Source organism: Planotetraspora silvatica (assembly GCF_016863315.1).
In the GTDB taxonomy this organism is placed as follows: domain Bacteria; phylum Actinomycetota; class Actinomycetes; order Streptosporangiales; family Streptosporangiaceae; genus Planotetraspora; species Planotetraspora silvatica.
Genome location: NZ_BOOQ01000031.1, coordinates 159,401 through 182,724, shown reverse-complemented (window position 1 = coordinate 182,724; position 23,324 = coordinate 159,401). Strand labels below are relative to the sequence as shown.

Here is a 23,324-nt window from a genome sequence, read left to right as displayed (position 1 = left end):
TTGGTCGCCGATCGTCCAGGATTGTCCGGCAGAAAGTCCAGCTCGTACGGCAAAGCCGAGACGAAACGCCCACGGAGGATTAGACGATGACCGAAACGTCAAGCAACCCGAGCACTGAGGGCGGCCCGCCTGGACGGATCGGCATCGGCCTGGAGCTCGACGCCACGCATCTGAAGATCCTCGAAGTGCTCCGGGAGAACGGGCGGATCTCCGTCGCGGCGCTCGCCGAGCGGGTCGGCATCTCCCGGGCGAACGCGTACACGCGCTTCGAGGCGCTGCGCGCCGACGGCGCGATCAGAAGGTTCACCGCCGAGATCGACCACACCCGCGCCGGGCTGGGCATCACCGCGCTGATCTTCGTGACGGTCCGGCAGCAGATGTGGCGTCAGTTCCGCGCCCAGCTCGCCCAGATGCCCGAGGTGGAGTATTGCGCGATCACCACGGGACAACACGACGCCATGATCCAGATCCGGGTGGCCGACGTCGCCGCGGTCCACACCATGGTCACCGATCGTCTGGCCAACATCCCGGCGGTAAAGGCGACCGAGACGGTCTTCATCCTCGACGAGGTGCTCAGACGGCCCTATGTCCTGCCGAGCGACCGCGGCCAGGGCCGCCCCGTGCGCCGATCGGCCCCCGCCCTCGCCCAGGACCCCGTCCCCCTCGGCAAGCTGGGTTTCGTGGGCGCGGCGGAAGGCCGGGCGGGGCTCGGCAAGGAGTCATGAGCAGACGCCCGGCGAGGCCGAGGCGCTGCGGAGGGGTCCTCAGCGAAGCTCGGTGCAGACGCTGACGTGCGTCTCGTCGTCACCGGCGAACTGGAACTCCTCGACCAGCCGCAGCCGGCCGTCGGGCAGGGCCTCGATGCGGCTGCTGCTCTGGCCGGCCGCCCGCTCACCCGTCCTGAGCAGGTGGACGTACGACAGCTGGATCCGGTCGGCGTCCCTGGTCCCCACGAACCGGCCGTGCTCCACCGTGTCCCCGGCGTAGCTGCCCCAGATCACCCCGCCTGCCTCCTCGTAGGCGAACTCGGTCGGCGCGTCGGCGTCGACGGAGCTGGACGTGGAGCTGACCATGGCGAATCGGCGGCCGTTGAGGAGGTCCTTGTCGTTCACGTCTCCGCATCGTGCCGGACTTGCGGACCTCCGCAACCAGACCTGGACGTTTCGCTCACAAGGGGCCCTTGCGCATGGTGATCCGTCCAAGTCTTCCGCCGGACGGCCCGGGCCGCGAGATTACAGGCAACCCGGGCCTCGAGATCAGCGGCCGACGGTCTCGCTGAGGGCGGCGAGCGCGGCGCCGCGTGCCCCGGCCATGTCGAGGTCCTCCACGAGCGACACGGTCGCCACCTGCCGCTGCTCCTCGCGGAGAAGCGTGTGCTCGCGCACCTTCTCGAGGAACCACTCACGGAAGTGCGGCGCGGCCTCGACCACGCCGCCGCCCACGAAGTACGCGTCGGGGTCGGTGAAGTTGGCCGCGATCGTGAACAGCCGCCCGATCGCCATCGCCTGCTGCCCGAAGACCTTGAGCGCGAGCTCGTCGCCCTTCTCGGCATAGCCGCGCAGCAGCTTGGCGGCCTTGCCGATCGGCTCGACCCGCGCCAGTTCGTGATCGGGGAACCGGGACAGCCAGTACGGCAGGAGGTTCTTCTCGATGCCGGTCAGGGAGGCGACGCTCTCGGCGTCGCCGTCGAACCCGCAGTTGCAGGCGGGCAGCGGCTGGCCGTCCTCGAGCAGGCCGTGCATCGGGATGTGGACGTGGCCGAGTTCGCCGGCCATGCCGGCGGCCCCCTTCACCACCTGGCCCGACTCGATGACGCCGCCGCCGAGCCCGGTGCCCACGATGGCGGAGACCGAGGAGTTGTCCCAGGCGTCGTCACCGAAACGGACGTGGTGGGTGTAGAGGGCGGCGGCGTTCCCGTCGTTGTTGTAGACGACGGGCAGGCCCAGCCGGGCTTCGAGCGCGCCCCGGAAGTCGTAGCCGTACCAGCCGGGGTCGACGAAGTTCGTGGCGCCCTTCGAGGAGATCACGCCGTTGGCGCTCGCGGGCCCCGGAGTGTCCAGGCCCACAGCGCGGACCTGTTCCACGGCGGTGCGGGTGACGTCGAGCACGTTGTGCAGGGCGAGGACGAGTTGCTCCACAGCGGTCTCCGGGCCCTCCCGGACGAGGCTGGGAGTCTCGACCAGCCGGTCCACCAGGAACCGCCCCGAGGCGTCGAGGACCGTCGCGTTGTTGCTGGTACCGCCGTTGTCCAGGCCGATGACGACCCAGGACCCTGCATCTGCCATAGGGGGAGTTCCTTCTGTCCGCGCTTGTGAGAGCTGAGACTACGAGAGATCGTGCGCCCAGCACAGCCCGTGGCTCGCAGCCGCCGCCCGCCCCATGGGGCTGACATGTCCAGGTGGAGCGGCTTTACAGAAACTGTGTTGGGTTTCGCGATGCGATGTCCTCGCCAGGACATCTGGAACGGTACATAGTGAGTCCGTCCCTGAAATCCCTTGATTCGACCCCTACCCCGGGTGGCGGCCATGGCTGTAGTCGGCACGTGGAACCTCGAGAACCTCTACCGTCCGGGCGGCGAGTACGGCCCGCGCGACCCCGCGGCCTATGAGGCCAAGCTCAAGGCGCTGAGCGGGACGATCACCAGAATCTCGCCCGACGTCCTCGGCGTCGAGGAGGTCGGGGATCCGGCCGCCCTCGGCGACCTGGTCGCCCTCCTCGGCGGGGAGTGGCACGTCGCGCTCTCGCGGCATCCCGACCCGCGCGGCATACGCGTCGGCTTCGTCAGCAGGTTCCCTCTCCAGGTGCTCCACGACATCGCCGCCTTCTCCCATCCGCTGTCGCCCGTCCAGGCGGACGACAACGGGGCGACCACCTTCCAGACCAGCCGCGGCGTGCTGGCCGTACGCGTGGAGCCGCGACAGGGAACGGCGCTCGACATCGTGGTCTGCCACCTCAAGTCGAAGCTGCTGTCCTTCCCCGGCAAACGCTTCCAGCCGCGTGACGAGGAGGAGCGGGCCAGGTTCGGCGCGTACGCGCTGTACCGGCGCAGCGCCGAGGCCGTCACCGTGCGGACCCTGGCCGACCGGCTGCTCGGCCGGCAGGGCGAGACGCGCGACGTCATCGTGCTCGGCGATCTCAACGACGAGCCCGAGGCGGCCACCACCCAGATCCTGCTCGGCCCGCCCGGCTCGGAGATCGGCACGGTGGGGGAGCGGCGGCCGGACAAGGGCGACGCGACGCGCCTGTGGAACCTCGCGCCGCTCATCCCGGAGGGCGAGCGGCACTCGCGCGTCTACCACGGCCGAGGCGAGCTGATCGACCACATCCTGGTCAGCCGGGCCGTCCTGGACCGGGTGGAGTCGGTCCGGTCGGTGGTCGACCACGGGTTGCCGTCGGTCGGCGACGAGCCCGCGGCGCGCCGGGACGCGGCCGACTCCGACCACGCGCCGATCGTCGCCACGTTGTCGATCTGACCGGGGCGTCTACGCGATCGTCTGCCACCAGGCGTCCACGGGCGGCGGGTCGTCCACGCTCACCCGCTCGCCCGGCCGGGGCACGATGAGCCGGACGTCGCGCGCCTTCGCCTCCTGCCAGAGCCGGTCGATCGGCTCGCTCCAGGCGTGATACGAGAGGTTGAACGTCCCCCAGTGCACCGGGAGGAGCACGCCCGCGCGCACGTCGAGATGCGTGAGGATCGCCTCCTCCGGCGTCATGTGGATGTCCGGCCAGCCGGGACTGTACGCGCCGATCTGGACGAGGGACAGGTCGAAGGGGCCGTGCTCCTCGCCGATCGCGGCGTACCCGGCGAAGTACCCCGAGTCGCCGCTGTAGAAGACCCGCCTGCGCTCGCCGGCCACCACCCATGAGGCCCAGAGGGTCCGGTCGCGGGTGAACACGCGGCCGGAGAAATGCTGGGCGGCGGTCGCGACGAAGCGCAGCCCGGCGACCGAGGCCTCCTCGTTCCAGTCGAGTTCGATGATCCGAGACGCGGGCACCTTCCACCGCTGCAGGTGGGCGCCCACCCCCAGCGGCACGAGGAACGGCGCGGACCCCGCACGGGTCAGCGCCCGGACGGTCTCCAGGTCGAGATGGTCGTAGTGGTCATGGGAGATCACGATGGCGTCGACCTCGGGCAGGTCGTGCAGCGGCACCGGGACCGGATGCAGCCGGCGCGGGCCGACCAGCGTGGAGGGTGAGCAGCGGTCGCTCCACACCGGGTCGAACAGCACCCGCCTGCCCTCGATCTCCACCAGCGCCGAGGAGTGGCCGTACCAGATGACGTCCAGTTCGCTCTCGGGCGCGCGGGTGGGGGTCACGAGGGGCACCGGCAACCGGGGACTGCGCCGCTGCTTCCCGAAGATCATCTCGCGGGCGACCCGGTTGACCGTTCCGGGGGGCAGGATCGGGCTCGGGTTGCCGTTCCTGAACGCGCCGTCGCGGAACTGGGGCGACCGCTTCACCCGCCGGGCCCGGTCGCCCGACGGCCGCGAGCCGAGGGCGGCCGGGATTCCGCGCAGGGCGTATCCGGCGGCGCCGAGCGCCAGCGCTCCGGCGGCCAGGCGCCACATCCGCCCGTCAGCCATGGTGGACTGCCATAGAACACGCTCCTTGTGGGGGACTGGGGATGGTTCGATCAGCCTAGACAATTTCCCGCCATGCTCCGCCCGCGGGCGACGGGCACGGCTCAGTGGCGGCGCAACCGCGACTCAGCGGCGGCGGGGCAGACGCAGGGTCAGCAACTTTGCCCGCGGCGCGACCCGCCCGGCCAGCGCGAACAACGCCTCGGTGCGGCTGTTGTCGGTGTCGAGATGGGTGAAGAGGTTCACGCCGAGGTAGAACGTGATGGCCGCGTACGCCAGATCGCGCGGCGGCAGGAGCTTGGCCAGGGGGGATCCGCCGATGACCCGGTCGAGCGTGCGCTCGACGAAATCGATCCACGGCTCGGCCCGCTCGACGATCTCCTTGCGCAGCTCGGGACGGGCGATGCTCGCGCCGACGAGTTCGGAGAACAGCGTGATGTGGCCGCCCTCGATGTCGGCCCGGTAGATGGCGGTCGCGATCTCGGCCAGTTCCTCCAGGGTTCGCGCGCCCGCCACCGCCTCCTGGTAGGCGCTCATGCGCTGCTCTGACGAGCGGTCGAGCGCGGCGAGCAGCAGGGGGTCGACGCCGCCGAAGTGGTAGAAGACGAGCGCCGAGTTGACCTCGGCGGCTCGGGCGATCGTGCGCGCGCTGGTTCCGGCGTATCCCTCGGTGCGCAGCGTCTCGGCCGCGGCCTCGATGAGCCGCTCGCGCGTCTCCGCGCCCGGTTGCTGCTTCCCGGTCATGGCGACTCCCTCTTGACACGACGGACCGCGGTGCCCTCATCATACGGTTTAATCAGTCGATTAAATCATTCGCTCAATTCCCCTGGGGGTGCCGATGGATCCCGACGACCACAGGAGCGCACGACTGCTCCTCGCGGCCGTGCTCGCCGGTCTCTTCGCCGCGCTGCTGCTCTACCGCGTGCTGCATGCCGGGCACCTGGAGCAGACCGTGCTGTTCTACGTGGGCATCCCGGCGGTCATCGCCCTCACCGTGGCGCTGACCGCCCGCCCGAAGAGCGCCACGGGCCTGATCATGTCGGTGATCACCATCGGGCTCGCCCTCGCGGGGCCGCTGCTCAACGAGGGCATCGTCTGCCTGCTCATGGCGGCGCCGATCTTCTACTTCATCGGCTTCCTCATCGGAGGAGTCCTGGACTGGGTGGCCAGGGGGAGGAGGCGGGAACACGCGCTGGTGGCCATTCCGCTCCTCCTCGGCCTGGCCTTACAGGGCGGCTCGTCCGCGCCGCCCCTCGAGGAGGTGAGCGCGACCCGCGTCGCGGCACCGGGCGCCGACATCGGCGTCGCGCTCACGCGCACCCCGGTCTTCCGCCCGTTCGACTCGCTGTTCCTCGAAGCGGGTTTCCCCCGGCCGCTCGCCTCGGACGGCGAGGGCCTCCAGATCGGCGACACCCGGAAGATCACGTTCACGCCGCGCAGGCCGCTGGGCATCGGCGCGCCGCCTGAGCCGCGCTCCATGACGCTGCGGGTCAGCGCGCTCGCTTCCGGACGCGTCGTGTTCGCCGTGGTGGAGGACACGACGCTGGCCCGGTGGCTCGACCTGCGCGAGGCCGAGTTCCGCTGGCAGGGCGAACGCCTGGAGGTGACGCTGCGCTACCGCCGCACCTTCGGCCCGGGATGGTACTTCGGCCCGCTCCAGCGGTACGCGCTGTCAGAGGCGGCCGGCTATCTCGCCGCCACCTTCACCTCATGATCACCCTCATCCGGGCGCTGGCCCTGCTGGGCCCCGTCGCCGCGCTCTGGTTCGCCCTGGCCGTACGGCGACCGGCAGGCCGGGACGTCGCGGCCGTGATCGTCGCAGCGGCGTGGAACCTCCTCACCCTCGCGGTGGTCAACGAGGTCGCCCTGGCCGCCGGATGGTGGACCTTCCACGCGGACGGGGCCGTCGTCGCGGGGACGCCCGTCGACCTGCTCATCGGCTGGGCACTGCTGTGGGGCGCCCTGCCCGCCCACGCCGGCAGGAGCCTCCCGCTGCCGCTGACCGTCGCCGTGCTCGCCTGGGCCGACCTCGCGCTGATGCCGCTGGCGGCTCCCGTGGTGCGGCTCGGGCCCGGCTGGCTGTACGGCGAAGCCCTCGCGGTGGCGCTGTGCCTCGTCCCGGGCCTCCTGCTGGCCCGCTGGACCCGCGATGACCGGCGGCTGCCGTGGCGGGTCGCGGCGCAGGTCGTGCTCGCCGGCGGCCTGATGCTGGGCCTCCCGGTGGCGCTCACCGGCGTGTGGCACCGGCCCGCGTGGGTGATCGGGCTGTTCGCGCAGCTCCTGGCGGCACCGATGACACTCGGCCTGGCCGCCGTACGGGAGTTCGCGTGTGCGGGCGGCACGCCGCTGCCGTACGACCCGCCGCGCCGCCTGGCGACCGGCGGGCCCTACGCCTACGTCCGCAACCCGATGCAGGTGTCCATGGCCGCGAGTTTCCTCCTGCTCGGCGCGCTGGACGTGCGCTTCCTCGCCGGGGCGGTCGTCGTCGTCGCCTACGGCGCGGGCCTGGCCGCATGGCACGAGGGCGAGGAGCTCGCCGGGCGGTACGGGGAGGCGTGGGCGGGCTACCAGGCCCTGGTGCGCCCGTGGTGGCCGCGTCTGCGCCCGCATCCGGAGACGCCGCACGCCGTCGTGTACGTCGCGGAGGGATGCGGGCAGTGCCGCGCGGTCGGTCGGTGGATCGCCCGGCGCAGCCCCGTGGCCCTGCGCATTCGTGCCGCCGAGGACCACTCGCACGGCATCCGCCGCATGACCTACGAGCGGTCCGACGGGGTGCGCGCCCAGGGCGTCGCCGCGTTCGCGTACACCGCAGGGCACCTCCACCTCGGCTGGGCCTTGATGGGCTGGATCCTGCTGCTCCCCGGGGTCGCCTGGTTCGCGCGGCTCTGTGCGGACGCCCTCGGCGCGGGCCCCCGCACCGTCACGCGGCGGCAGCCGTACGAGCCGGGGAGCTCAGCGGCCGCGCCCCGACGACCCGCGTGACGACCCGCCCCCCGAAGCGCCGGGGTCGGCCAGCCCGGCACGCCGCAGGGCCTCGGCCATCGCGCCGCCGCCGGAACCGGAACCGGAACCGCCGCCCGCGCCACGCCCGCCCCGGTTGCCCGCGTTGTCGCGGTTCTGCGCATCCCGGTTCTGTGCGTCTCGGTTCTGGCCGCCCCGGTTCTGACCGCCGCCCCTGCCCGCGCCGCCCCGGTCCTGCCTGGGCCGACCGTCCCGGCCTCCCTGGGCGCCGTCACGCTCGGGCCGCCCGCCGGCCGTGACCTCGTCCTCGAGGCGGAGCGTCAGCGAGATGCGCTTGCGCGGGATGTCCACGTCGAGGACCTTCACCCGCACCACGTCGCCGGGCTTGACGACGTCACGCGGGTCCTTGACGAAGTTGTTCGACATGGCCGAAACGTGGACCAGCCCGTCCTGGTGCACGCCGACATCGACGAACGCGCCGAACGCCGCGACGTTGGTGACGACGCCCTCGAGGATCATGCCGCTCGTGAGGTCCGCGATCTTCTCCACGCCTTCCTTGAAGGTCGCGGTCTTGAACGCGGGCCGGGGGTCGCGGCCCGGCTTCTCCAGTTCCTTGAGGATGTCGGTGACGGTGGGCAGGCCGAAGGTGTCGTCGACGAAGTCGGCCGGCCGGATGGAGCGCAACACCGCCGTGTTGCCGATGAGCGTGCCGAGCTCGCCCTGGGTGACCTGGAGCATCCGCCGGACGACGGGATACGCCTCCGGGTGCACGCTGGACGCGTCGAGCGGGTCGTCGCCGCCCGGGATGCGCAGGAAGCCCGCACACTGCTCGAACGCCTTGGGGCCCAGCCGGGGGACCTCCTTCAACGCGCTCCTCGACCGGAACGGGCCGTTGGTGTCGCGGTGCGCCACGATGTTCTCCGCCAGGCCGGAGCCGATCCCGGAGACGCGGGTGAGCAGCGGGGCCGAGGCGGTGTTGACGTCGACGCCCACCCCGTTCACGCAGTCCTCGACCACGGCGTCGAGCGATCGGGAGAGCTTGATCTCCGACAGGTCGTGCTGGTACTGCCCCACGCCGATCGACTTCGGGTCGATCTTGACGAGCTCGGCCAGGGGGTCCTGCAGGCGGCGCGCGATGGAGACGGCGCCGCGAAGCGACACGTCCATCCCGGGAAGCTCCTGCGAGGCGTAGGCGGACGCCGAGTAGACCGACGCGCCGGCCTCCGAGACCACGATCTTGGTCAGGCCCGGCATGAGCTTGACGAGCTCGCCGGCGAGCTTGTCGGTCTCGCGCGACGCCGTGCCGTTGCCGATCGCGATCAGCTCGACGCCGTGCTCGGCGGCGAGCCGGCCGAGGACGGCGAGGGACTGGTCCCACTGCCGCTTCGGCTCGTGCGGGTAGATCGTCTCAGTGGCCACGACCTTGCCCGTCGCGTCGACCACGGCGACCTTCACTCCCGTACGCAGGCCGGGGTCGAGGCCCATGGTCGCGCGGGTGCCCGCGGGGGCCGCCAGCAGCAGGTCGCGCAGGTTCGTGGCGAAAACGCGGACGGCCTCCTCCTCGGCGGCCTGCCACAGGCGCGTGCGCAGGTCGATGCCGAGGTGCACCAGGATCCGGGTTCGCCAGGCCCAGCGGACGGTGTCCGCGAGCCACTTGTCCGCCGGGCGGCCCTGGTCGGAGACGCCGAACCGGCCGGCGATGCGCAGTTCGTAGCCGTTCGGCTCGTCCGCCTCCGGGTCGAGCGTCAGGGTGAGGATCTCCTCCTTCTCACCCCGGAACATCGCGAGGATGCGGTGCGAGGGCAGCTTGGTGAACGGCTCGGAGAAGTCGAAGTAATCGGAGAACTTGGCCCCGGCCTCCTCCTTGCCCTCCCTGACCTGCGCGACCAGCCGGCCGCGTCCCCACATGCGCTCGCGCAGGTCGCCGATCAGGTCGGCGTCCTCGCCGAAGCGCTCGACCAGGATGGCCCTGGCGCCTTCGAGCGCCGCCGCGGCGTCGGCGACGCCCTCGCCGACGTAGGCGGCCGCCGTGCCGGCCGGGTCGAGGGAGGGGTCGGCGAGCAGGCCGTCGGCGAGCGGCTCGAGCCCCGCCTCCCTGGCGATCTGGGCCTTCGTCCGGCGCTTGGGCTTGAAGGGCAGGTAGATGTCCTCCAGCCGGGCCTTGGAGTCGGCCGCCATGATCTGCGCCTCGAGCGCCTCGTCGAGCTTGCCCTGCGACCGGATCGAGTCGAGGATCGCCGCGCGCCGTTCCTCCAGCTCGCGCAGGTAGCGCAGCCGCTCTTCGAGGGTGCGCAACTGCGCGTCGTCGAGCGTGCCGGTCGCTTCCTTGCGGTAGCGGGCGATGAACGGGACCGTTGCCCCGCCGTCGAGCAGGTCGACCGCCGCGGTCACCTGGCTCTCGCGCACGCCGAGCTCTTCGGCGATCCGCTGCTGAATGGTGGTCGTCACGATCCTGATCTGCTTTCTTCCGGGAGGGCACTCATTCTGCCGGATCGCGGAGGTGATCCCGCCTCCGCGGAGAAGGCCGGATGACGAGCCGGACGACCGGTCTGGACGGCGGGGCAGGAAACGGACCGGCGGAACGCGGCGGGCCGCGTGATTGGTCAGTATGGTCTCCCTGCCGCCATCGTGTCCCCCCAGCCGAGGAGAGTGAGCCGGATTGACCACGTCCGCGCAGCGGGAAAGCCCCGGGACCGTCCGTGCCTGGCTCCTTGAGGGCCTTCAGCGCGAACGCCGGGCCACCGGCCCGCATGAGGAGCATCCGGAGAAGCGGCACACCTGGTGGCAGGTCATGTGCCTCACCGGCGTCGACTACTTCTCCACCCTGGGATACCAGCCGGGGATCGCGGCGGTCGCCGCCGGAGCGCTGTCGCCGATCGCCACGCTCCTGCTCGTGCTGCTCACCCTGTTCGGCGCCCTGCCCACCTACCGGGCGGTCGCACAGCACAGCCCCAATGGAATGGGCTCCATCGCGATGCTGGAGGGCCTGCTGCCGCGCTGGTGGGGCAAGCTCTTCGTCCTCGTGCTGCTCGGGTTCGTCGCGACGGCGTTCATCTTCACGATCACCCTGTCGGCGTCGGACGCCACCGCCCACATCCTGCAGAACCCGTTCGTGCCCGGGTTCCTCAGCGGCCACGAGGTCGGCATCACGCTGCTGCTGATCGCGCTGCTCGGCGGCATCTTCCTGCGCGGGTTCAGCGAGGCGATCGGGCTCGCGGTCGTCCTCGTCGTGGTCTACCTCGCGCTCAACGTGGTGGTCGTCGGGGTGGCCCTGGCGAAGGTCGTGTCGCACCCCGAGCTTCTGGACGGCTGGCAGCACTCGCTCACGGCTGATCACTCCAGCCCGGTGGCGATGATCGCGATGTCCCTGCTGGTGTTGCCGAAGCTCGCCCTCGGCCTGTCCGGTTTCGAGACCGGCGTGGCCGTGATGCCGCAGATCGAGGGCGACCTTCGCGCCCGGATCGCCGGCGCCCGGCGGCTGCTCACGACCGCCGCACTGATCATGAGCGTCTTCCTCCTCGCGAGCAGCGTCGCGACGACCATGCTCATCCCGGCCGGGGAGTTCGCCGAGGGCGGCAAGGCGTCCGGCCGCGCGCTCGCCTACCTGGCCCACGAGAACCTGGGCGACGCCTTCGGCACCGTCTACGACGTCAGCACGATCGCCATCCTCTGGTTCGCGGGCGCGTCCGCGCTGACCGGGCTGCTGAACATCGTCCCCCGTTACCTGCCCCGGTACGGCATGGCCCCCGACTGGGCCCGGGCCGTGCGCCCGCTCGTCCTGGTCTTCACCGCCATCGCCTTCGGCATCACGATCCTCTTCGGCGCGCAGGTGGAGCCCCAGGGTGGCGCGTACGCCACAGGGGTGCTCGTGCTGATCCTCTCGGCGGCGATCGCCGTCACGCTCACCGTCTTCCGCGCGGGCCGCACGGTCGCCGGAGCCGGGTTCGGGCTGATCTCCCTCGTCATCGCCTACACCGCCGTCGAGAACATCAGGGAGCGGCCCGACGGCCTGAGCATCGCGATCGGTTTCGTCGTGGCCATCGTCGTCAGCTCGCTCGTGTCCCGCGCCACCCGGTCGACGGAGTTGCGGGTCACCGAGGTGAGGCTGGACGAGACCGCACGCCGGATCGTCGCCGAGGCGCCGGGACAGCTCCGCCTGATCGCCAACGAGCCCGACGCGCGGGACACGGCCGAGTACGCCGAGAAGGACCGCGAGACGCGCGAATACCATCATCTGCCCGAAGACGAGCCGATGATCTTCTTGGAGGTCACCCTCGGCGACGCGTCGGAGTTTGAGGCGGACCTGCTCGTCAAGGGGGAGACGCGGCACGGCTACCAGGTGCTGACCGTGCAGAGCCCCGCGGTGGCCAACACGATCGCGGCGATCCTGTTCCACCTCAGGGACGTGACGGGCAACCGGCCGCACGTGTACTTCCACTGGGCCGAGGGGAACCCGGTCGGCGCGCTGCTGCGTTACCTGGTCTTCGGCGGGGGAGACGTGCCGCCGCTGACGCGGGAGGTCATCAGGAAGGCGGAGCCCGACATCGGCCGCCGCCCCCAGGTCCACGTGAGCTGATCCCACGGCGCTCGGGCGCTCGGGCGCTCGGGGCCGAGAGGCCGGAGCACCTGAGAGGCCGGGGAGGCGGGAGCCTCCCCGGCCGTCCGGTCAGCCCAGGCCGTTCTTCATGGCCGTGATGAGCTCGCCGTTGGAGGTGTCACCGCTGAGCTCCCAGAAGAAGGAGCCGCCGAGGCCCTGGTTCTTCGAGTAGCTCATCTTGCCCCCGATGGTCGCGGGGGTGTCGTAGCTCCACCAGTTGCTTCCGCACTTGGCGTACGCCGTACCCGCGACGGTGCCGGTCGCCGGGCAGGTGTTCTTGAGGACCTTGTAGTCCTCGATGCCCGCCTCGTAGGTGCCGGGAGCCGGGCCCGTCGCCGTTCCACCCGGCGTGGCCTGGGTGACGCCGGTCCAGCCCCGGCCGTAGAAGCCGATGCCGAGGAGCAGCTTGCTCGCCGGCACGCCCTGGCCCTTGAGCTTCTGGATGGCGGCGTCGGAGTTGAAGCCCGCCGTCGGGATGCCGGTGTAGGAGGTCAGTGGTGAGTGCGGCGCGGTCGGGCCCGTGGGCGCGAAGGCTCCGAAGTAGTCGTAGGACATGACGTTGTACCAGTTGAGGTACTGCGAGGCGCCGCCGTAGTCGGCCGCGTCGATCTTCCCGCCGTTGCTGCCGTCCGCCGTGATGGCGGCGGTCACCAGATAGTTCGGGCCGAAGCGGGTGCGCAGGGCCGACATCAGGTTCTTGAACGCGGCCGGCCCGCTGCTGTCACAGCTGAGGCCGCAGGCGTTCGGGTACTCCCAGTCGATGTCGATGCCGTCGAACACATCGGCCCAGCGCGGGTCCTCGACCAGGTTGTAGCAGGAGTTGGCGAAGGCGGTCGGGTTGGCCGCCGCCTGGCCGAATCCGCCCGACCACGTCCAGCCGCCGAAGGACCAAAGGATCTTGAGGTTCGGGTGCAGGGCCTTCAGCTTGCGCAACTGGCCGAAGGAGCCGCGGAGCACGCCGGCGTCCCAGGTGTCGGCCTTGCCGTCCACGCTGTTGGCGGTGGTGTAGGCCATGTCGTAGTCGGCGTAGGCGTCGCCGATGGCGCACTGGCCGTTGGTGACGTTGCCGAAGGCGTAGTTGATGTGCGTGAGCTTGGACGCCGAGCCGCTGGTCTCGATGTTCTTCACGAAGTACTGGCGGGCGTAGACGCCCCACTGGGCGAAGTAGCCGAGCAGCTTGTTGCCGCCCCCTCCTCCGCCGCCGGTCTGGGTGGTGCCGGAGACCGCGGAGCTGTTGGCGGACAGGTTGCCGGCGGCGTCCTTCGCGCGGACGGTGTAGCTGTACGAGGTACCGGCGGCCAGCCCGCTGTCGGTGAAGGACGTGCCGGTCACGGTCGTGACGAGGGTGCCGCCCCGGTAGACGTTGTAGCCGGTGACGCCGACGTTGTCGGTGGAGGCGCTCCAGGACAGGGAGACGCTGGAGGTGGTGGTGCCGGTCACCTGGAGGTTGCCGGGGACGCTCGGCGCGGTCGTGTCGCCTCCGCCTCCGCCGGTCTGGGTGGTGCCCGTGACCGCGGCGCTCGCGGCCGAGGCGTTCCCCGCGGCGTCCTTCGCGCGGACGGTGTAGCTGTAGGCGGTGCCCGCCGTGAGCCCGGTGTCGGTGTACGACGTGCCGGTCACGGTCGTGACGAGGGCGCCGCCCCGGTAGACGTCGTAGCCGGTGACGCCGACGTTGTCGGTGGAGGCGTTCCACGCCAGCGAGACGCTGGAGGTGGTGGTGCCGGTGACCCGGAGGTTGCCGGGGACGCTCGGCGCGGTCGTGTCGCCGCCTCCGCCGCCTCCGCCGGTGACCGAGATCGCCGACACGGTCGCGTAGTTGGCTCCGCCGTTCATGTTGAACTGCACGTTGAGCTGGCCGTCGCTGACCGTGGTGGTGAAGGTCCTGTCGCAGGCCGTCAGCGCCCCGCAAGAGGCGAAGACGTCGAAGCCGGTGAGCACGGTCGTGTTCTCGGCGCGCACGTCGAACTTGCGCTGACCCGGGCCGTTGGCCCAGTCCTCGACCATCTTCAGCGTCACCTGGTAGGTGCCGTTGGCCACGTCGAACTTGTAGCCGGTCCAGCCGCTGAAGAGGGTGTAGTTCTGGTACAGCGCGTCATCGGTGGTCCCGGCGATCGCGCTGGGGGTCGAGCCTGATCCATAGAGCGTGTCGTAACCCCAGTTGCCGCTGGAGTAGGCCTTGTCGGCCGCCCAGGCGTTGCCCGAGCCGTCGGTCAGGGCCGGGCCGCCCGCGTTCGCGCGGATCGGGACGGTGACCGCCCCGTACGCACTGGGCACCGAGACGGCGATCGGCAGGAGCAGTGCCCCCATCGCCGCTAACAATGTCGGAAGGATCCTGCGTTTCATATGTGCTCCACGTCCAAGGGGCGGATACGAGGGGAGGGTGCGGAGGACGCGTGTGCGAGGCGGCGCGAGGCCGGTCGCGGGGAATTCGAGACACGGGGATCGGAAGGACGGTGGGCGGCGACCGTGGCATGGCGCGGTTCCTGCCTGTGTGTTCGCGGGGAACTATTAGTAAGCTTTCCTTTTAATTTAAGGTGAACTTACCCACAGGTTGAAGCACCGTCAATATGTGAGACAGGCTGCGTGCCGAGGCCCCGGCGGGTCGTTTCCCGCCGGGGCCCCGATGACGTGATCAGCGCCCGACCACCTGGCCGTATATCTCCGAGCCGGTGAAGACGAGCAGCGAGATCGCCAGCAGGGCGTACGGCAGGAGGGGGGTGGGGCGCCGTTGCCCGGCCATGTCCAGCGCGGCGGGAGCGGCGGCCCGGCGCACGGTGGTGATCTCCGCGTGATGGGCCAGGTAGCCGGTGGGGAAGGTCGTCACGCTGCCGCACCCGCAGTGGGGACAGACCATGCCCGACCAGGGAGGCTGGACCTGTGTGCCCTCCCGGGTCCAGATGACCACATCGTTGCCGTGCCCGTCCGTCTGGCGGTGGACGAGGTACTCCTCCTCCCAGACGCGCAGGCAATGCAGGCACTCGAAAGGCCACGTCTCGTAGGTGCTGAACCCCTCCGGCACCTGGACCACCCCCTTGGTCGACGGGTCACCGCGTGATCTCATGCCCAACTGCCGAGATTGCGATGAGGCCCGTTTTCGAGTGTCGTCTTGTCATGGAATGACCCGCAAGGGGAGGGTCCGCCACGATACGTAATTATTAAGTCGCAAATCGTAACACTCAGTTAGCTCGGTATCGTGAAGTACATCACTGAGCGACCGATTCCGGTGTTCCGCACGGCGTATTGGCAGGGGATGTGCGGATGCGGGCCTGTCGTGGGCGGTAGCGTCGGATCATGCGACTCGGAGTCCTGGACGTCGGTTCCAACACGGTGCACCTGCTGGTGATGGACGCGCACCAGGGCGCTCGCCCCATCCCCGCCTTCTCCCACAAGGAGGAGCTGCGTCTGGCCGAGCACCTCGTGGACGGCAACCGGCTGTCGGACGAGGGCGCGGCCCGGCTGGGCGCGACCGTCGCGGACGCCCTGCGCATCGCGGAGGACAAGGGCGTGGAGGACCTGGTGGCCTTCGCCACCTCGGCGGTCCGCGACGCCGTCAACGGCGAGGACGTCCTCAGCCGGATCGAGTCCGGGGCGCCGGTCGGCATCCAGGTGCTCTCCGGGGACGACGAGGCGCGCCTGACCTTCCTCGCCGTCCGCCGCTGGTTCGGATGGTCGTCGGGCCGGCTCCTCGTCGTCGACATCGGCGGCGGCTCGCTGGAGATCGCCTCCGGCATCGACGAGGAGCCCGACGTGGCGGTGTCGCTTCCGCTCGGGGCGGGCCGGCTGACCCGTGACTTCTTCACCTCCGACCCGCCGCCCGCCGAGGAGGTGCGCCTGCTCCGGCGTCATGCCCGGGCCGAGATCGCCCGGCGGGTCGGAGCCGTCACCCGGTACGGCCGGGCCGATCACGCCGTCGCGACGTCGAAGACCTTCCGCCAGCTGGCGAGGATCGCGGGCGCGGCCTCCTCGAGTGAGGGCCCGTACGTCAGGCGCACGCTGGCGCACGGCGCCCTGACGGAATGGACGGCACGGCTGTCCGCCATGCCGGCGGCGGTGCGGTCCAAGCTGCCCGGAGTGTCCGTCGGCAGGGCGCCGCAGCTTCTCGCGGGGGCGGTCGTCGCCGATGCCGCGATGGACCTGCTGGGCCTGCCGGTCCTGGAGTTGTGCCCCTGGGCCCTGCGCGAGGGGATGATCCTCCGGCGCCTCGACCAGCTCCCGGGCGGTCGTCCCGGGGCACTCGATGGGCGCGGTTCCGCGGTGTCCACCGGGCAAAGGTATGAATCGCCGTAAAAGGGGCACTCAGCCGCTATATGCGATCTCGGGATGCCCTGCGAGATCGTGAGGCCGACCTCTTGGGGGACCACGCATGGCGGAGCTGCTGGGAGCGATCATCTCCCTGGCGGCGCTGACGGTGCTCGTCGTCCTGGCGCTGCTGGCGATCTCGGCCGTCGTGCTGGTCGCGCTGGGGGCGATGGCGGCCACCACCAGGCGGGAGCCGTACATGCCGACGCCGATCCCTTCCGGGCGGCAGCAGGTGGGCGGCGCCGTACGTCCGGGTGACCCGCCGTCCCGGTGACAGTCCGGAACCGGGCGGCGTCCTGGTAGTGGCCGGTCAGGATGGGCGGCCGGTCAGGACGGTCGGCCGATCAGGATGGGGCGGCCGGTCAAGTGGGGTCGCGCTCGCCGGAGAGTGCCTTGACCAGCTCGGTGAGGTGGGCGACCTGTGTCTCCAGCCCGCGGACGCGGGCTTCCAGCTCAATGAGCCGGGGGTTCTGGAAGCCGTCGGCGATCTGCCTCGTCATCGTTCCTCCCGAGCGCCGGGTGGGGGCCGGCGTGTGGTGCGTGCCTCACGTCGGCGACGTGTCACGGCGGGGACGTGGGTTCCTATTCCCCCGATTATTCAGTGTTATCCCGTGATCCCCAGCCGACTTGCGGGTGTCCGCGGGTGGTTCGAGGAGGATGGAACGATGAGGCTCGTGGTCCTGTCGGACACCCATGCCCCACGACGGTGGAAGTCGTGCCCACCGGCGGTGGCGGAGCATCTTCGCGGGGCCGATCTGATCCTGCACGCCGGAGACGTCTGCACGGCGGAGGTGCTGGTCGAGCTCGCGGCGTACGCGCCCGTCCGGGCGGTGCTGGGCAACAACGACGGGCCGGACGTGGCCGTGTGGGGCGCGCCGGAGACCATGGAACTCCAGGTCGACGGCCTGCGGATCGGGATGATCCACGACAGCGGGCAGGCCACGGGGCGGACCGCCAGGATGCGCCATCGGTTCCCGGACGCCGACCTCGTCGTCTTCGGCCACTCCCACATCCCGATGGACCTGACGGGCGACGGCGTCCGGATCTTCAACCCGGGCTCTCCGACCGACCGCCGCAGGCAGCCGCACAGCACCGTGGGCGTCCTCGACATCGAGGACGGCCGTGTCGTCGAAGCCAGGATCCTCCCGGTGACATGACCCTCACCCGCTCTGAGGGACACCACGGAGCGGGGGCAAGATCTGCGGACGGCCCTCCGAGGGGTTACGCTCTCACGGTGGCTGATGTTGAGGGGCCGCGGCACGAATGGCGGGTGCCCTGGCAGGTCACTGTTCTGAAGGCCGCCGGCGTAGCCGTCTGCGTGGGGCTGGCGCTCATCGGTGACCGCCGGCAGCTTCTGCTTGCCGGAATCGCCGCCGTCGGGTTCGCCGTGCTGGTGTTCCGTGATCTCTTCGCGCCCGTACGGCTGGCCGTGGGAGACGACGGGCTGATCGTCACCGGGCTCGCCGGCAAGGAGCGGATCTCCTGGAACGACGTCGACAGGATCCGGGTGGACAGCCGCCGCCGCTACGGCCTGACCACCGAGTTGCTCGAGATCGACGCGGGGGAGCAGATCCATCTGTTCAGCCGCTTCGATCTGGGAGAGTCGGTGTTCGACGTGGCCGAGACCTTGATGCGCCTGCGCCCCTGACCGTTTCCGGGAAGCGGCCGGCCGGGCAAGGCGATCGCAAGCCAGGGGCAAGCCCGACGCCCTACGGTGCGAACGTGCCACCGAACCTCCTGTTACCCCTCGTTCTCGGCGTCGTCGGCGTCGTCACCGCTCTGGTCGGCGGCGGGCTGGGCATCGGCGCCCGCCGGTTCCGCAGGCGCGCAGAGCGGGTGGAGGGGGAGGTCGTCCGGCTGCGCCCGAGCCGGTCCCGCAACGGCCGCATCGTCTACCACCCGACAGTGCGCTTCACGACGGTCTACGGCCAGCGGGTGGAGGCCGAGTCCCCGCTGGGCGGCACCCCGCCTCCGGCCATGCCGGGAGACAGGGTTCCGGTTCTGTACGACCCGGCCAGACCTACCCGGGTCCGCATCGACGACACGACGAACAACGGATTCCGCGCCGGAATGATCTTTCTCGGCACAGCCCTGGCGATCCTCTCCGCCGCCCTCCTCACCCTCCTCCGCCCGTGATCATGCACACCCTTTCCCGCCGTGATCATGCACAGGTTCGGAGAAGTGCCCACCGACCTCCCGCTTCATGTTTCGTGATCATGCACAGGTTCGTGATCATGGGCCTTGGCCTGGTGTTGTTCGGCCGTGATCATGTACGGTTTCGGGAATGCGCCGCCTGGCCTGCGCTTCCCACGCTCGTGATCATGTACGGCTGGGCGATCGGCCTGCCTGCTCCGATCTGGATCAGGGCCGTGCATGAGTACGGCGGAGCGGCCGTAGCTCTGCGGCGTGCGCGTTCGCCGCGATGAATCGGGAGCCCATGCGGCGGCCGGGCCGCAGCGTGGATCGCATGATCACGAGCATCGTTTCGCCCGCTCGGGGCCACATCGAGGACTCCGTGCATGGTCACGGACGACATCGCCGCAGGTCGAGGATGCTGATTCAGAACGTGTGCATGATCACGAAACGTGAATGAGCAGGTCAGCGGGCACTTCCCCGAACCCGTGCATGATCACGCTCGGGGTGGGGGCAGCTCAAGGCGCTTGATCACGAACCTGTGCATGATCACGACGAGGGGGTGGGGGTGTCCTAGTGATTAATAAATCGGACATTCAGGATTTTGGTGGCATTCAGCTGGGACGGGAGAGAGCTGGCTAGCGTTCGACGGGTTTCACTCCGGGATCACCTCGGCGCCGGCAACAGATGGGGAACGTCAATGGAGCTGAACAGAAGGCGGTTCATCGTCGTGGGAGGAACGGCGGTCGCGGCCGCCGGACTGTCCGTGGAGCAGACGGCCGCACAGGCCGCGTCCACTCAGTCGACGGCCTCCGCACAGTCGAAGAAGGCGGCGCCGCGAGGGGAGTGGCTGGCGGGAGAGACTCACGCGCACGACGACCACTCGGCCGACGGCAGCCTCCCCCGCCAGACGTCCAAGCAGGCTCTGCCGGGGAACCTCCCCGTCAGCGACCAGATCGGCGAGGCGGAGCGGGTCGGGCTGGACTTCCTGCCGCTGACCGACCACCGCACCTACGACCAGCACTGGGACCCCCAGTGGCACTCGTCGAAGCTGCTCCTGATCCCCGGGGAGGAGGCGAACGGCTCCCCGCACGCCACCGTCCTCGGAGCGGTCGACACGATCGTGGACGGGGTCAACCCGCCCGGCTCCGCGACGTTCCGGCACGTGCAGCAGTCGATCTGGGACGCGCACGCGCAGGACGCGTCGTGGGGGACGGCCCACCCCGACGACGGCGAGTACACCCGCGAAGCGGGTCCCAACGACAACGCCAGCGCTCAGGGCGTGAACACGGTCGAGGTGTGGAACGTCGCCTCCGACCCGGACGCCGAGATCGACTACGCCGAGAACCGGTGGAACAAGGGGTTCCGCTTCGGCGCGGTCGGGGCGAGCGACTGCCACTTCCGCGAGGTGTGGGGAAAGGCGAGCCCCGGCCAGCCGACCACCTGGGTGTTCGCGGCCGAACGCTCGGTGCGCGGGATCCTCGACGCGATCCGCGCCGGGCGCACGGCGGTCTCGGCCACCCCCCAGGGGGCGTTCGTCACGATCGAGGCCGACGTCGACGGTGACGGCGTGTTCGAGGCCATCGGGGGAGACGAGGTGATCGTGCGTGACCGCCGTCTGCCGAAGAAGGCCCGTCTGCGCGTACGCATCCGCGGCGGCGCCGGCGCCAAGGTTCTCGTCTACGCGTCCCCTGGCCGTACGGCCGGCCCGCTGGCGACCTTCACCCCCGGCTCGGCCGACCAGACGTATCTCGTCCCCTTCACCCTCGACGGCACGCACAACTGGTTCCGGGCCGAGGTCCGCGCACCGGGCGACCCGTCGGGGGTGGACGCCGACCCGACGCTCCCCGACCAGTTGCGGGCGGCCACCTCGCCGGTGTTCGTCTCCCTGAAGGTGCCGGCCGTACCGGCTCCGGAGATCGCCCTTCCCCCTGCCGAGACCCGCGACGACCGGGCGTCCCTGGTGCTCGGTGAGACCGGTGAGTTCGCGGGCTTCGCCGACGTCGCCGGGCACGGCGGGGTCGCCCATGTCGTCGCCCAGGTGCACCACGACCACCGGACCTCGGTCGTCTACCGCCGGGTGGAGTCGCACGGGCACTCGGCCCACACGCTGGAACTGTCGGCGGGCTCACCCACCGCCTGCTCCCCGCGGGTGGCGGCGTCGGGCGACGACGTCTGGGTCGTGTGGCAGGACTCGCGGGGCCAGGAACGGCCGCACCGGTCGCAGATCTTCCTGCGCCACAGCCGGAACGGCGGGCGTTCCTTCGAGCCGGCCGTCCGCCTCACCGACACCCAGGGCCGGGCGATCCACCCCGCGGTGTCGGTCCTGGACGGCAGGCACGCCGTCGTCGCCTGGGCCGACAACGACGGCGGCGCGTTCGACGTCTACGCGCAGGTGATCGGCGTCGACAAGGCTCCCGTCAACCTGTCGGCGCCGGGCAAGACCGTCACCGCGGGCACGCCCGCCACGGACGCGCGGTCGCCGCGTTACCCGGCCTCACTGTTCCCCGCGATCGCCGTCGGCCGGGACGAGAGCGTCGTCGTGACCTGGCAGGACAACCGGTTCGACCCCGACCCGCTGTGGACGGGGCACACCCCGCCGGCCGGCCAGCCCGCCGGTGGTGGCACGGACCCGGACAACTGGCAGATCGTGGCGAGCGTCCGGGACGCCAAGGGGCGCGGCTGGACGACGCCCGTACAGGTGAGCGCCGCGACGAACGCGGCGGACCGGCATCCCAGCATCGCCGGTGACCGCGACGGGACGTTCGTGATCATGTGGGAGACCAAGAAGCTGCAGAGCTCGGGGGCGAACCTGTCCCTGCGCGCCAGCCGGTCGGCCGATGGGGGCAGGACCTGGTCGGCGTCCGAGCCGGTCGGGCTGAACCCGGACGCGATGAGCCAGCGTCCCAGCCTGAGCCAGGGTTCGGACGGCTCCGTCCATGCGGTCTGGTACGACACCCGCTCCGCCGACTGGCGGTGGAAGGTCTTCACGTCCCGGCTCGACCGGAGCACGGGATGGACGGCGCCGGTGCAGCTCAGCACCCTCGGCAACGGCACCTTCCCGTCCGCGGGCGACGGCTTCGTGGTCTTCACCAGCGATCGGCGGGCCACCCGCACCCAGCGGGACGGCACCCAGCAGATCTTCCTGCTGCGCGTCTAGGCTGGCGACCGCCGCCCGCACCACGCTCGTCCTCTGATTTCACCATCCGGGGACGGGCGTGGTGCGGCGGCGGTCCAAGGCCGGATTTCGGGGCAGGGAGTAGGTCATGGGACGGCAGCTCAGCGCCCTCGACGCGCAGTTCCTCAACTTCGAGACGGCCACGAACCTCGCGCACATCGCGGGGCTCACCATCCTCGACCCGTCGACCGCCCCCGGGGGAGTGATCACCCGGGACGATCTGGTCGGCCTGCTCCGCGACCGGCTCCACCTCGCCCCGCCGCTGCGCCGCCGCCTGGTGGAGGTGCCGCTGGGGCTCGATCACCCCTACTGGGCGGAGGACGAGGAGGTCGACTTCGACTACCACGTCCGCGAACTCGCGCTGGCGCCGCCGGGCAGCGACCACCAGCTCGCCGCCCAGGCCGCCCGGCTGCACAGCAGGCGGCTCGACCGGCGGCGCCCGCTCTGGGAGCTCTACCTGATCCACGGGCTCGCGGGCGGACGGGTGGCCGTCTACACCAAGGTGCACCACTCGGCCGTCGACGGCGTGACCGGCGCCGAGGTGCTGGCGGCTCTCATGGACTTCACGCCGGAGCCGCGCGAGGTCCCGCCGGCGGACGACGCGCCCGACGTGCCGGTCTGGAAGTCGGCCGAGCGCGCTCCCGAACCCCTCGAGATGATCATCAGGGGTGTCGCCCGGGTTCTGGACAACCCGCTGGCCCTGATGCGGTTCTTCGGCGAGGCCGTGTCGAGGCTGGACGAGGTGCCGATCGTCTCCCAGATCCCAGGCGCCGGGCTGCTGGCCCGCCTGATCCGCGGCGGCACCGACCTGCCGGGACTGCCGCGGATGTCGGTGCCGCGCACGCCGTTCTCCGGCCGGGTGTCCGAACACCGCAGGTTCGCCTTCGGGGCGCTTCCGCTGGCGGAGGTCAAGCACGTCAAGAACGCCTTCGGCGTCACCGTCAACGACGTCGTGCTGGCGCTGTGCGCGACGGCCCTGCGGCGCTGGCTGGACAAACGAGACGAGCTGCCCCGCCTGCCGCTGGTCGCCGGCATCCCCATCTCGACCCGGGGGCAACTGCCCGACGACTCCCTCGCCAACGAGGTCATGCTGGCGATGACGACGATCCCGACCGACGTCGCCGACCCGGAGGAGCGCCTCAAGTCGGTCAACCAGGCCATGAAGCTCGTGAAGGAACGGTTCGCGGCGGCTCCGGCGACGTGGCTCCTGGAGTTCAGCCAGGCCATGCCGGCCGCGCTGAGCGCGCTCGCCAACCGCTCGGCCTTCCGGCTCGCATCCCGTACGGCTCCCGCGGTGAACCTGCTCATCTCCAACGTTCCGGGGCCCCAGTCGCCGCTCTACATCTGCGGCGGCCGGGTGCTGGCCCAGTACCCGATGTCGGTGATCACCGATGTGAGCGGCGGGATCAACATCACGGTGTTCTCCTACGACGGCCGGATCGACTTCGGCATCGTCGTCGACAGGGAGATGGTCCCCGATGTCTGGGACCTCATCGACTACCTGAGGGACGGCCTCGCGGAGCTCACCGAACTGGCCGGGCGGCAGCGGTAGCCGTTCGTCCCCGGGACGGCCCGG

At 70.8% G+C, this 23,324-nt stretch carries 21 protein-coding genes; 13 read left to right on the top strand and 8 right to left on the bottom strand.

The genetic code is table 11. The features are described 5' to 3' along the window. Positions 1-86 precede the first annotated feature (86 nt). Positions 87-725 (top strand): Lrp/AsnC family transcriptional regulator, encoded by a 639-nt coding sequence (locus tag Psi02_RS24265; RefSeq protein WP_203977939.1) that lies wholly within the window; start codon positions 87-89, stop codon positions 723-725. Between the two features lie 39 nt (positions 726-764). On the opposite strand, the gene Psi02_RS24260 is transcribed toward Psi02_RS24265, so the two are convergent. Both Psi02_RS24260 and Psi02_RS24255 read right to left on the bottom strand, forming a co-directional pair. Further along, on the bottom strand, positions 765-1,112 hold the full coding sequence (locus Psi02_RS24260; protein WP_203956631.1) for an avidin-fold protein: 348 nt from the start codon (positions 1,110-1,112) through the stop codon (positions 765-767). A gap of 144 nt (positions 1,113-1,256) precedes the next feature. Beyond that, positions 1,257-2,285 carry an ROK family protein gene (locus Psi02_RS24255; RefSeq protein ID WP_203977937.1) on the bottom strand — a complete coding sequence of 343 codons (1,029 nt, stop codon included), beginning with the start codon at positions 2,283-2,285 and terminating at the stop codon, positions 1,257-1,259. Positions 2,286-2,525: 240 nt separating this feature from the next. Here Psi02_RS24255 and Psi02_RS24250 point away from each other — a divergent pair, with 240 nt between their 5' ends. Then, a complete protein-coding gene (locus Psi02_RS24250) occupies positions 2,526-3,473 on the top strand; it encodes an endonuclease/exonuclease/phosphatase family protein (protein WP_203977935.1) in 948 nt (315 codons plus the stop codon). Positions 3,474-3,482: 9 nt separating this feature from the next. Here the strand turns inward: Psi02_RS24250 and Psi02_RS24245 are convergent, their stop codons facing one another. Both Psi02_RS24245 and Psi02_RS24240 read right to left on the bottom strand, forming a co-directional pair. Continuing rightward, the gene (locus tag Psi02_RS24245) at positions 3,483-4,583 is read right to left on the bottom strand and encodes an MBL fold metallo-hydrolase (protein ID WP_203977933.1); all 1,101 of its coding nucleotides are present in this window, start codon (positions 4,581-4,583) and stop codon (positions 3,483-3,485) included. Between the two features lie 123 nt (positions 4,584-4,706). Beyond that, positions 4,707-5,324: a TetR/AcrR family transcriptional regulator gene (locus Psi02_RS24240; protein ID WP_203977931.1), complete on the bottom strand. Its 618-nt coding sequence runs from the start codon at positions 5,322-5,324 to the stop codon at positions 4,707-4,709. Positions 5,325-5,418: 94 nt separating this feature from the next. Between Psi02_RS24240 and Psi02_RS24235 the strand changes: the two genes are divergently transcribed. Together Psi02_RS24235 and Psi02_RS24230 are read left to right on the top strand one after the other, a co-directional pair. Further along, positions 5,419-6,294, top strand: a complete 876-nt coding sequence (locus Psi02_RS24235; protein WP_203977929.1) for a hypothetical protein — start codon at positions 5,419-5,421, stop codon at positions 6,292-6,294. Next, complete coding sequence (locus tag Psi02_RS24230; protein ID WP_203977928.1) at positions 6,291-7,562, top strand: methyltransferase family protein; 1,272 nt, start codon at positions 6,291-6,293, stop codon at positions 7,560-7,562. The genes Psi02_RS24235 and Psi02_RS24230 overlap by 4 nt, the downstream gene beginning before the upstream one ends. On the opposite strand, the gene Psi02_RS24225 is transcribed toward Psi02_RS24230, so the two are convergent. Continuing rightward, the gene (locus tag Psi02_RS24225) at positions 7,533-9,989 is read right to left on the bottom strand and encodes a Tex family protein (RefSeq protein ID WP_203977927.1); all 2,457 of its coding nucleotides are present in this window, start codon (positions 9,987-9,989) and stop codon (positions 7,533-7,535) included. The genes Psi02_RS24230 and Psi02_RS24225 overlap by 30 nt on opposite strands. 211 nt (positions 9,990-10,200) lie before the next feature. Between Psi02_RS24225 and Psi02_RS24220 the strand changes: the two genes are divergently transcribed. Beyond that, positions 10,201-12,117, top strand: coding sequence for an amino acid transporter (locus tag Psi02_RS24220; protein ID WP_203977926.1), 1,917 nt, complete (start codon positions 10,201-10,203; stop codon positions 12,115-12,117). 90 nt (positions 12,118-12,207) lie between these two features. Here the strand turns inward: Psi02_RS24220 and Psi02_RS24215 are convergent, their stop codons facing one another. Together Psi02_RS24215 and Psi02_RS24210 are read right to left on the bottom strand one after the other, a co-directional pair. Then, positions 12,208-14,445 carry a glycosyl hydrolase family 18 protein gene (locus Psi02_RS24215; RefSeq protein ID WP_203977925.1) on the bottom strand — a complete coding sequence of 746 codons (2,238 nt, stop codon included), beginning with the start codon at positions 14,443-14,445 and terminating at the stop codon, positions 12,208-12,210. 325 nt (positions 14,446-14,770) lie between these two features. Then, positions 14,771-15,199, bottom strand: a complete 429-nt coding sequence (locus Psi02_RS24210; RefSeq protein ID WP_203977924.1) for a hypothetical protein — start codon at positions 15,197-15,199, stop codon at positions 14,771-14,773. A 230-nt stretch (positions 15,200-15,429) separates the two neighbouring features. On the opposite strand from Psi02_RS24210, the gene Psi02_RS24205 reads away from it, so the two are divergent. Further along, entirely contained in the window at positions 15,430-16,425 is a 996-nt protein-coding gene (locus tag Psi02_RS24205; protein WP_203977923.1) for a Ppx/GppA family phosphatase, read from the top strand. 76 nt (positions 16,426-16,501) lie between these two features. Further along, the gene (locus Psi02_RS24200; protein WP_203977922.1) at positions 16,502-16,711 is read left to right on the top strand and encodes a hypothetical protein; all 210 of its coding nucleotides are present in this window, start codon (positions 16,502-16,504) and stop codon (positions 16,709-16,711) included. Between the two features lie 88 nt (positions 16,712-16,799). Here the strand turns inward: Psi02_RS24200 and Psi02_RS24195 are convergent, their stop codons facing one another. Then, complete coding sequence (locus Psi02_RS24195) at positions 16,800-16,937, bottom strand: hypothetical protein (RefSeq protein ID WP_203955333.1); 138 nt, start codon at positions 16,935-16,937, stop codon at positions 16,800-16,802. Positions 16,938-17,102: 165 nt separating this feature from the next. Here Psi02_RS24195 and Psi02_RS24190 point away from each other — a divergent pair, with 165 nt between their 5' ends. From Psi02_RS24190 to Psi02_RS24165, 6 genes are all read left to right on the top strand, one after another. Further along, positions 17,103-17,594 carry a metallophosphoesterase family protein gene (locus Psi02_RS24190; protein ID WP_203977921.1) on the top strand — a complete coding sequence of 164 codons (492 nt, stop codon included), beginning with the start codon at positions 17,103-17,105 and terminating at the stop codon, positions 17,592-17,594. 77 nt (positions 17,595-17,671) lie between these two features. Further along, entirely contained in the window at positions 17,672-18,085 is a 414-nt protein-coding gene (locus Psi02_RS24185; protein ID WP_203955335.1) for a PH domain-containing protein, read from the top strand. Between the two features lie 74 nt (positions 18,086-18,159). After that, positions 18,160-18,573 carry a DUF3592 domain-containing protein gene (locus Psi02_RS24180; RefSeq protein ID WP_203977920.1) on the top strand — a complete coding sequence of 138 codons (414 nt, stop codon included), beginning with the start codon at positions 18,160-18,162 and terminating at the stop codon, positions 18,571-18,573. A gap of 80 nt (positions 18,574-18,653) precedes the next feature. After that, the gene (locus Psi02_RS24175) at positions 18,654-18,863 is read left to right on the top strand and encodes a hypothetical protein (RefSeq protein ID WP_203977919.1); all 210 of its coding nucleotides are present in this window, start codon (positions 18,654-18,656) and stop codon (positions 18,861-18,863) included. Positions 18,864-19,270: 407 nt separating this feature from the next. After that, on the top strand, positions 19,271-21,730 hold the full coding sequence (locus tag Psi02_RS24170) for a CehA/McbA family metallohydrolase (RefSeq protein WP_203977918.1): 2,460 nt from the start codon (positions 19,271-19,273) through the stop codon (positions 21,728-21,730). 106 nt (positions 21,731-21,836) lie between these two features. Further along, complete coding sequence (locus tag Psi02_RS24165; protein WP_203977917.1) at positions 21,837-23,300, top strand: WS/DGAT/MGAT family O-acyltransferase; 1,464 nt, start codon at positions 21,837-21,839, stop codon at positions 23,298-23,300. Positions 23,301-23,324: the final 24 nt, after the last annotated feature.

Excerpts from the sequence above, each read along its gene's own strand:
- Psi02_RS24265 (WP_203977939.1), top strand. The coding sequence starts at position 87 with ATGACCGAAACGTCAAGCAACCCGAGCACTGAGGGCGGCCCGCCTGGA.
- Psi02_RS24255 (WP_203977937.1), bottom strand. The coding sequence starts at position 2,285 with ATGGCAGATGCAGGGTCCTGGGTCGTCATCGGCCTGGACAACGGCGGT.
- Psi02_RS24250 (WP_203977935.1), top strand. The coding sequence starts at position 2,526 with ATGGCTGTAGTCGGCACGTGGAACCTCGAGAACCTCTACCGTCCGGGC.
- Psi02_RS24245 (WP_203977933.1), bottom strand. The coding sequence starts at position 4,583 with ATGGCTGACGGGCGGATGTGGCGCCTGGCCGCCGGAGCGCTGGCGCTC.
- Psi02_RS24240 (WP_203977931.1), bottom strand. The coding sequence starts at position 5,324 with ATGACCGGGAAGCAGCAACCGGGCGCGGAGACGCGCGAGCGGCTCATC.
- Psi02_RS24235 (WP_203977929.1), top strand. The coding sequence starts at position 5,419 with ATGGATCCCGACGACCACAGGAGCGCACGACTGCTCCTCGCGGCCGTG.
- Psi02_RS24230 (WP_203977928.1), top strand. The coding sequence starts at position 6,291 with ATGATCACCCTCATCCGGGCGCTGGCCCTGCTGGGCCCCGTCGCCGCG.
- Psi02_RS24215 (WP_203977925.1), bottom strand. The coding sequence starts at position 14,445 with ATGGGGGCACTGCTCCTGCCGATCGCCGTCTCGGTGCCCAGTGCGTAC.
- Psi02_RS24210 (WP_203977924.1), bottom strand. The coding sequence starts at position 15,199 with ATGAGATCACGCGGTGACCCGTCGACCAAGGGGGTGGTCCAGGTGCCG.
- Psi02_RS24205 (WP_203977923.1), top strand. The coding sequence starts at position 15,430 with ATGCGACTCGGAGTCCTGGACGTCGGTTCCAACACGGTGCACCTGCTG.
- Psi02_RS24200 (WP_203977922.1), top strand. The coding sequence starts at position 16,502 with ATGGCGGAGCTGCTGGGAGCGATCATCTCCCTGGCGGCGCTGACGGTG.
- Psi02_RS24195 (WP_203955333.1), bottom strand. The coding sequence starts at position 16,937 with ATGACGAGGCAGATCGCCGACGGCTTCCAGAACCCCCGGCTCATTGAG.
- Psi02_RS24190 (WP_203977921.1), top strand. The coding sequence starts at position 17,103 with ATGAGGCTCGTGGTCCTGTCGGACACCCATGCCCCACGACGGTGGAAG.
- Psi02_RS24175 (WP_203977919.1), top strand. The coding sequence starts at position 18,654 with ATGCACAGGTTCGTGATCATGGGCCTTGGCCTGGTGTTGTTCGGCCGT.
- Psi02_RS24170 (WP_203977918.1), top strand. The coding sequence starts at position 19,271 with ATGGAGCTGAACAGAAGGCGGTTCATCGTCGTGGGAGGAACGGCGGTC.
- Psi02_RS24165 (WP_203977917.1), top strand. The coding sequence starts at position 21,837 with ATGGGACGGCAGCTCAGCGCCCTCGACGCGCAGTTCCTCAACTTCGAG.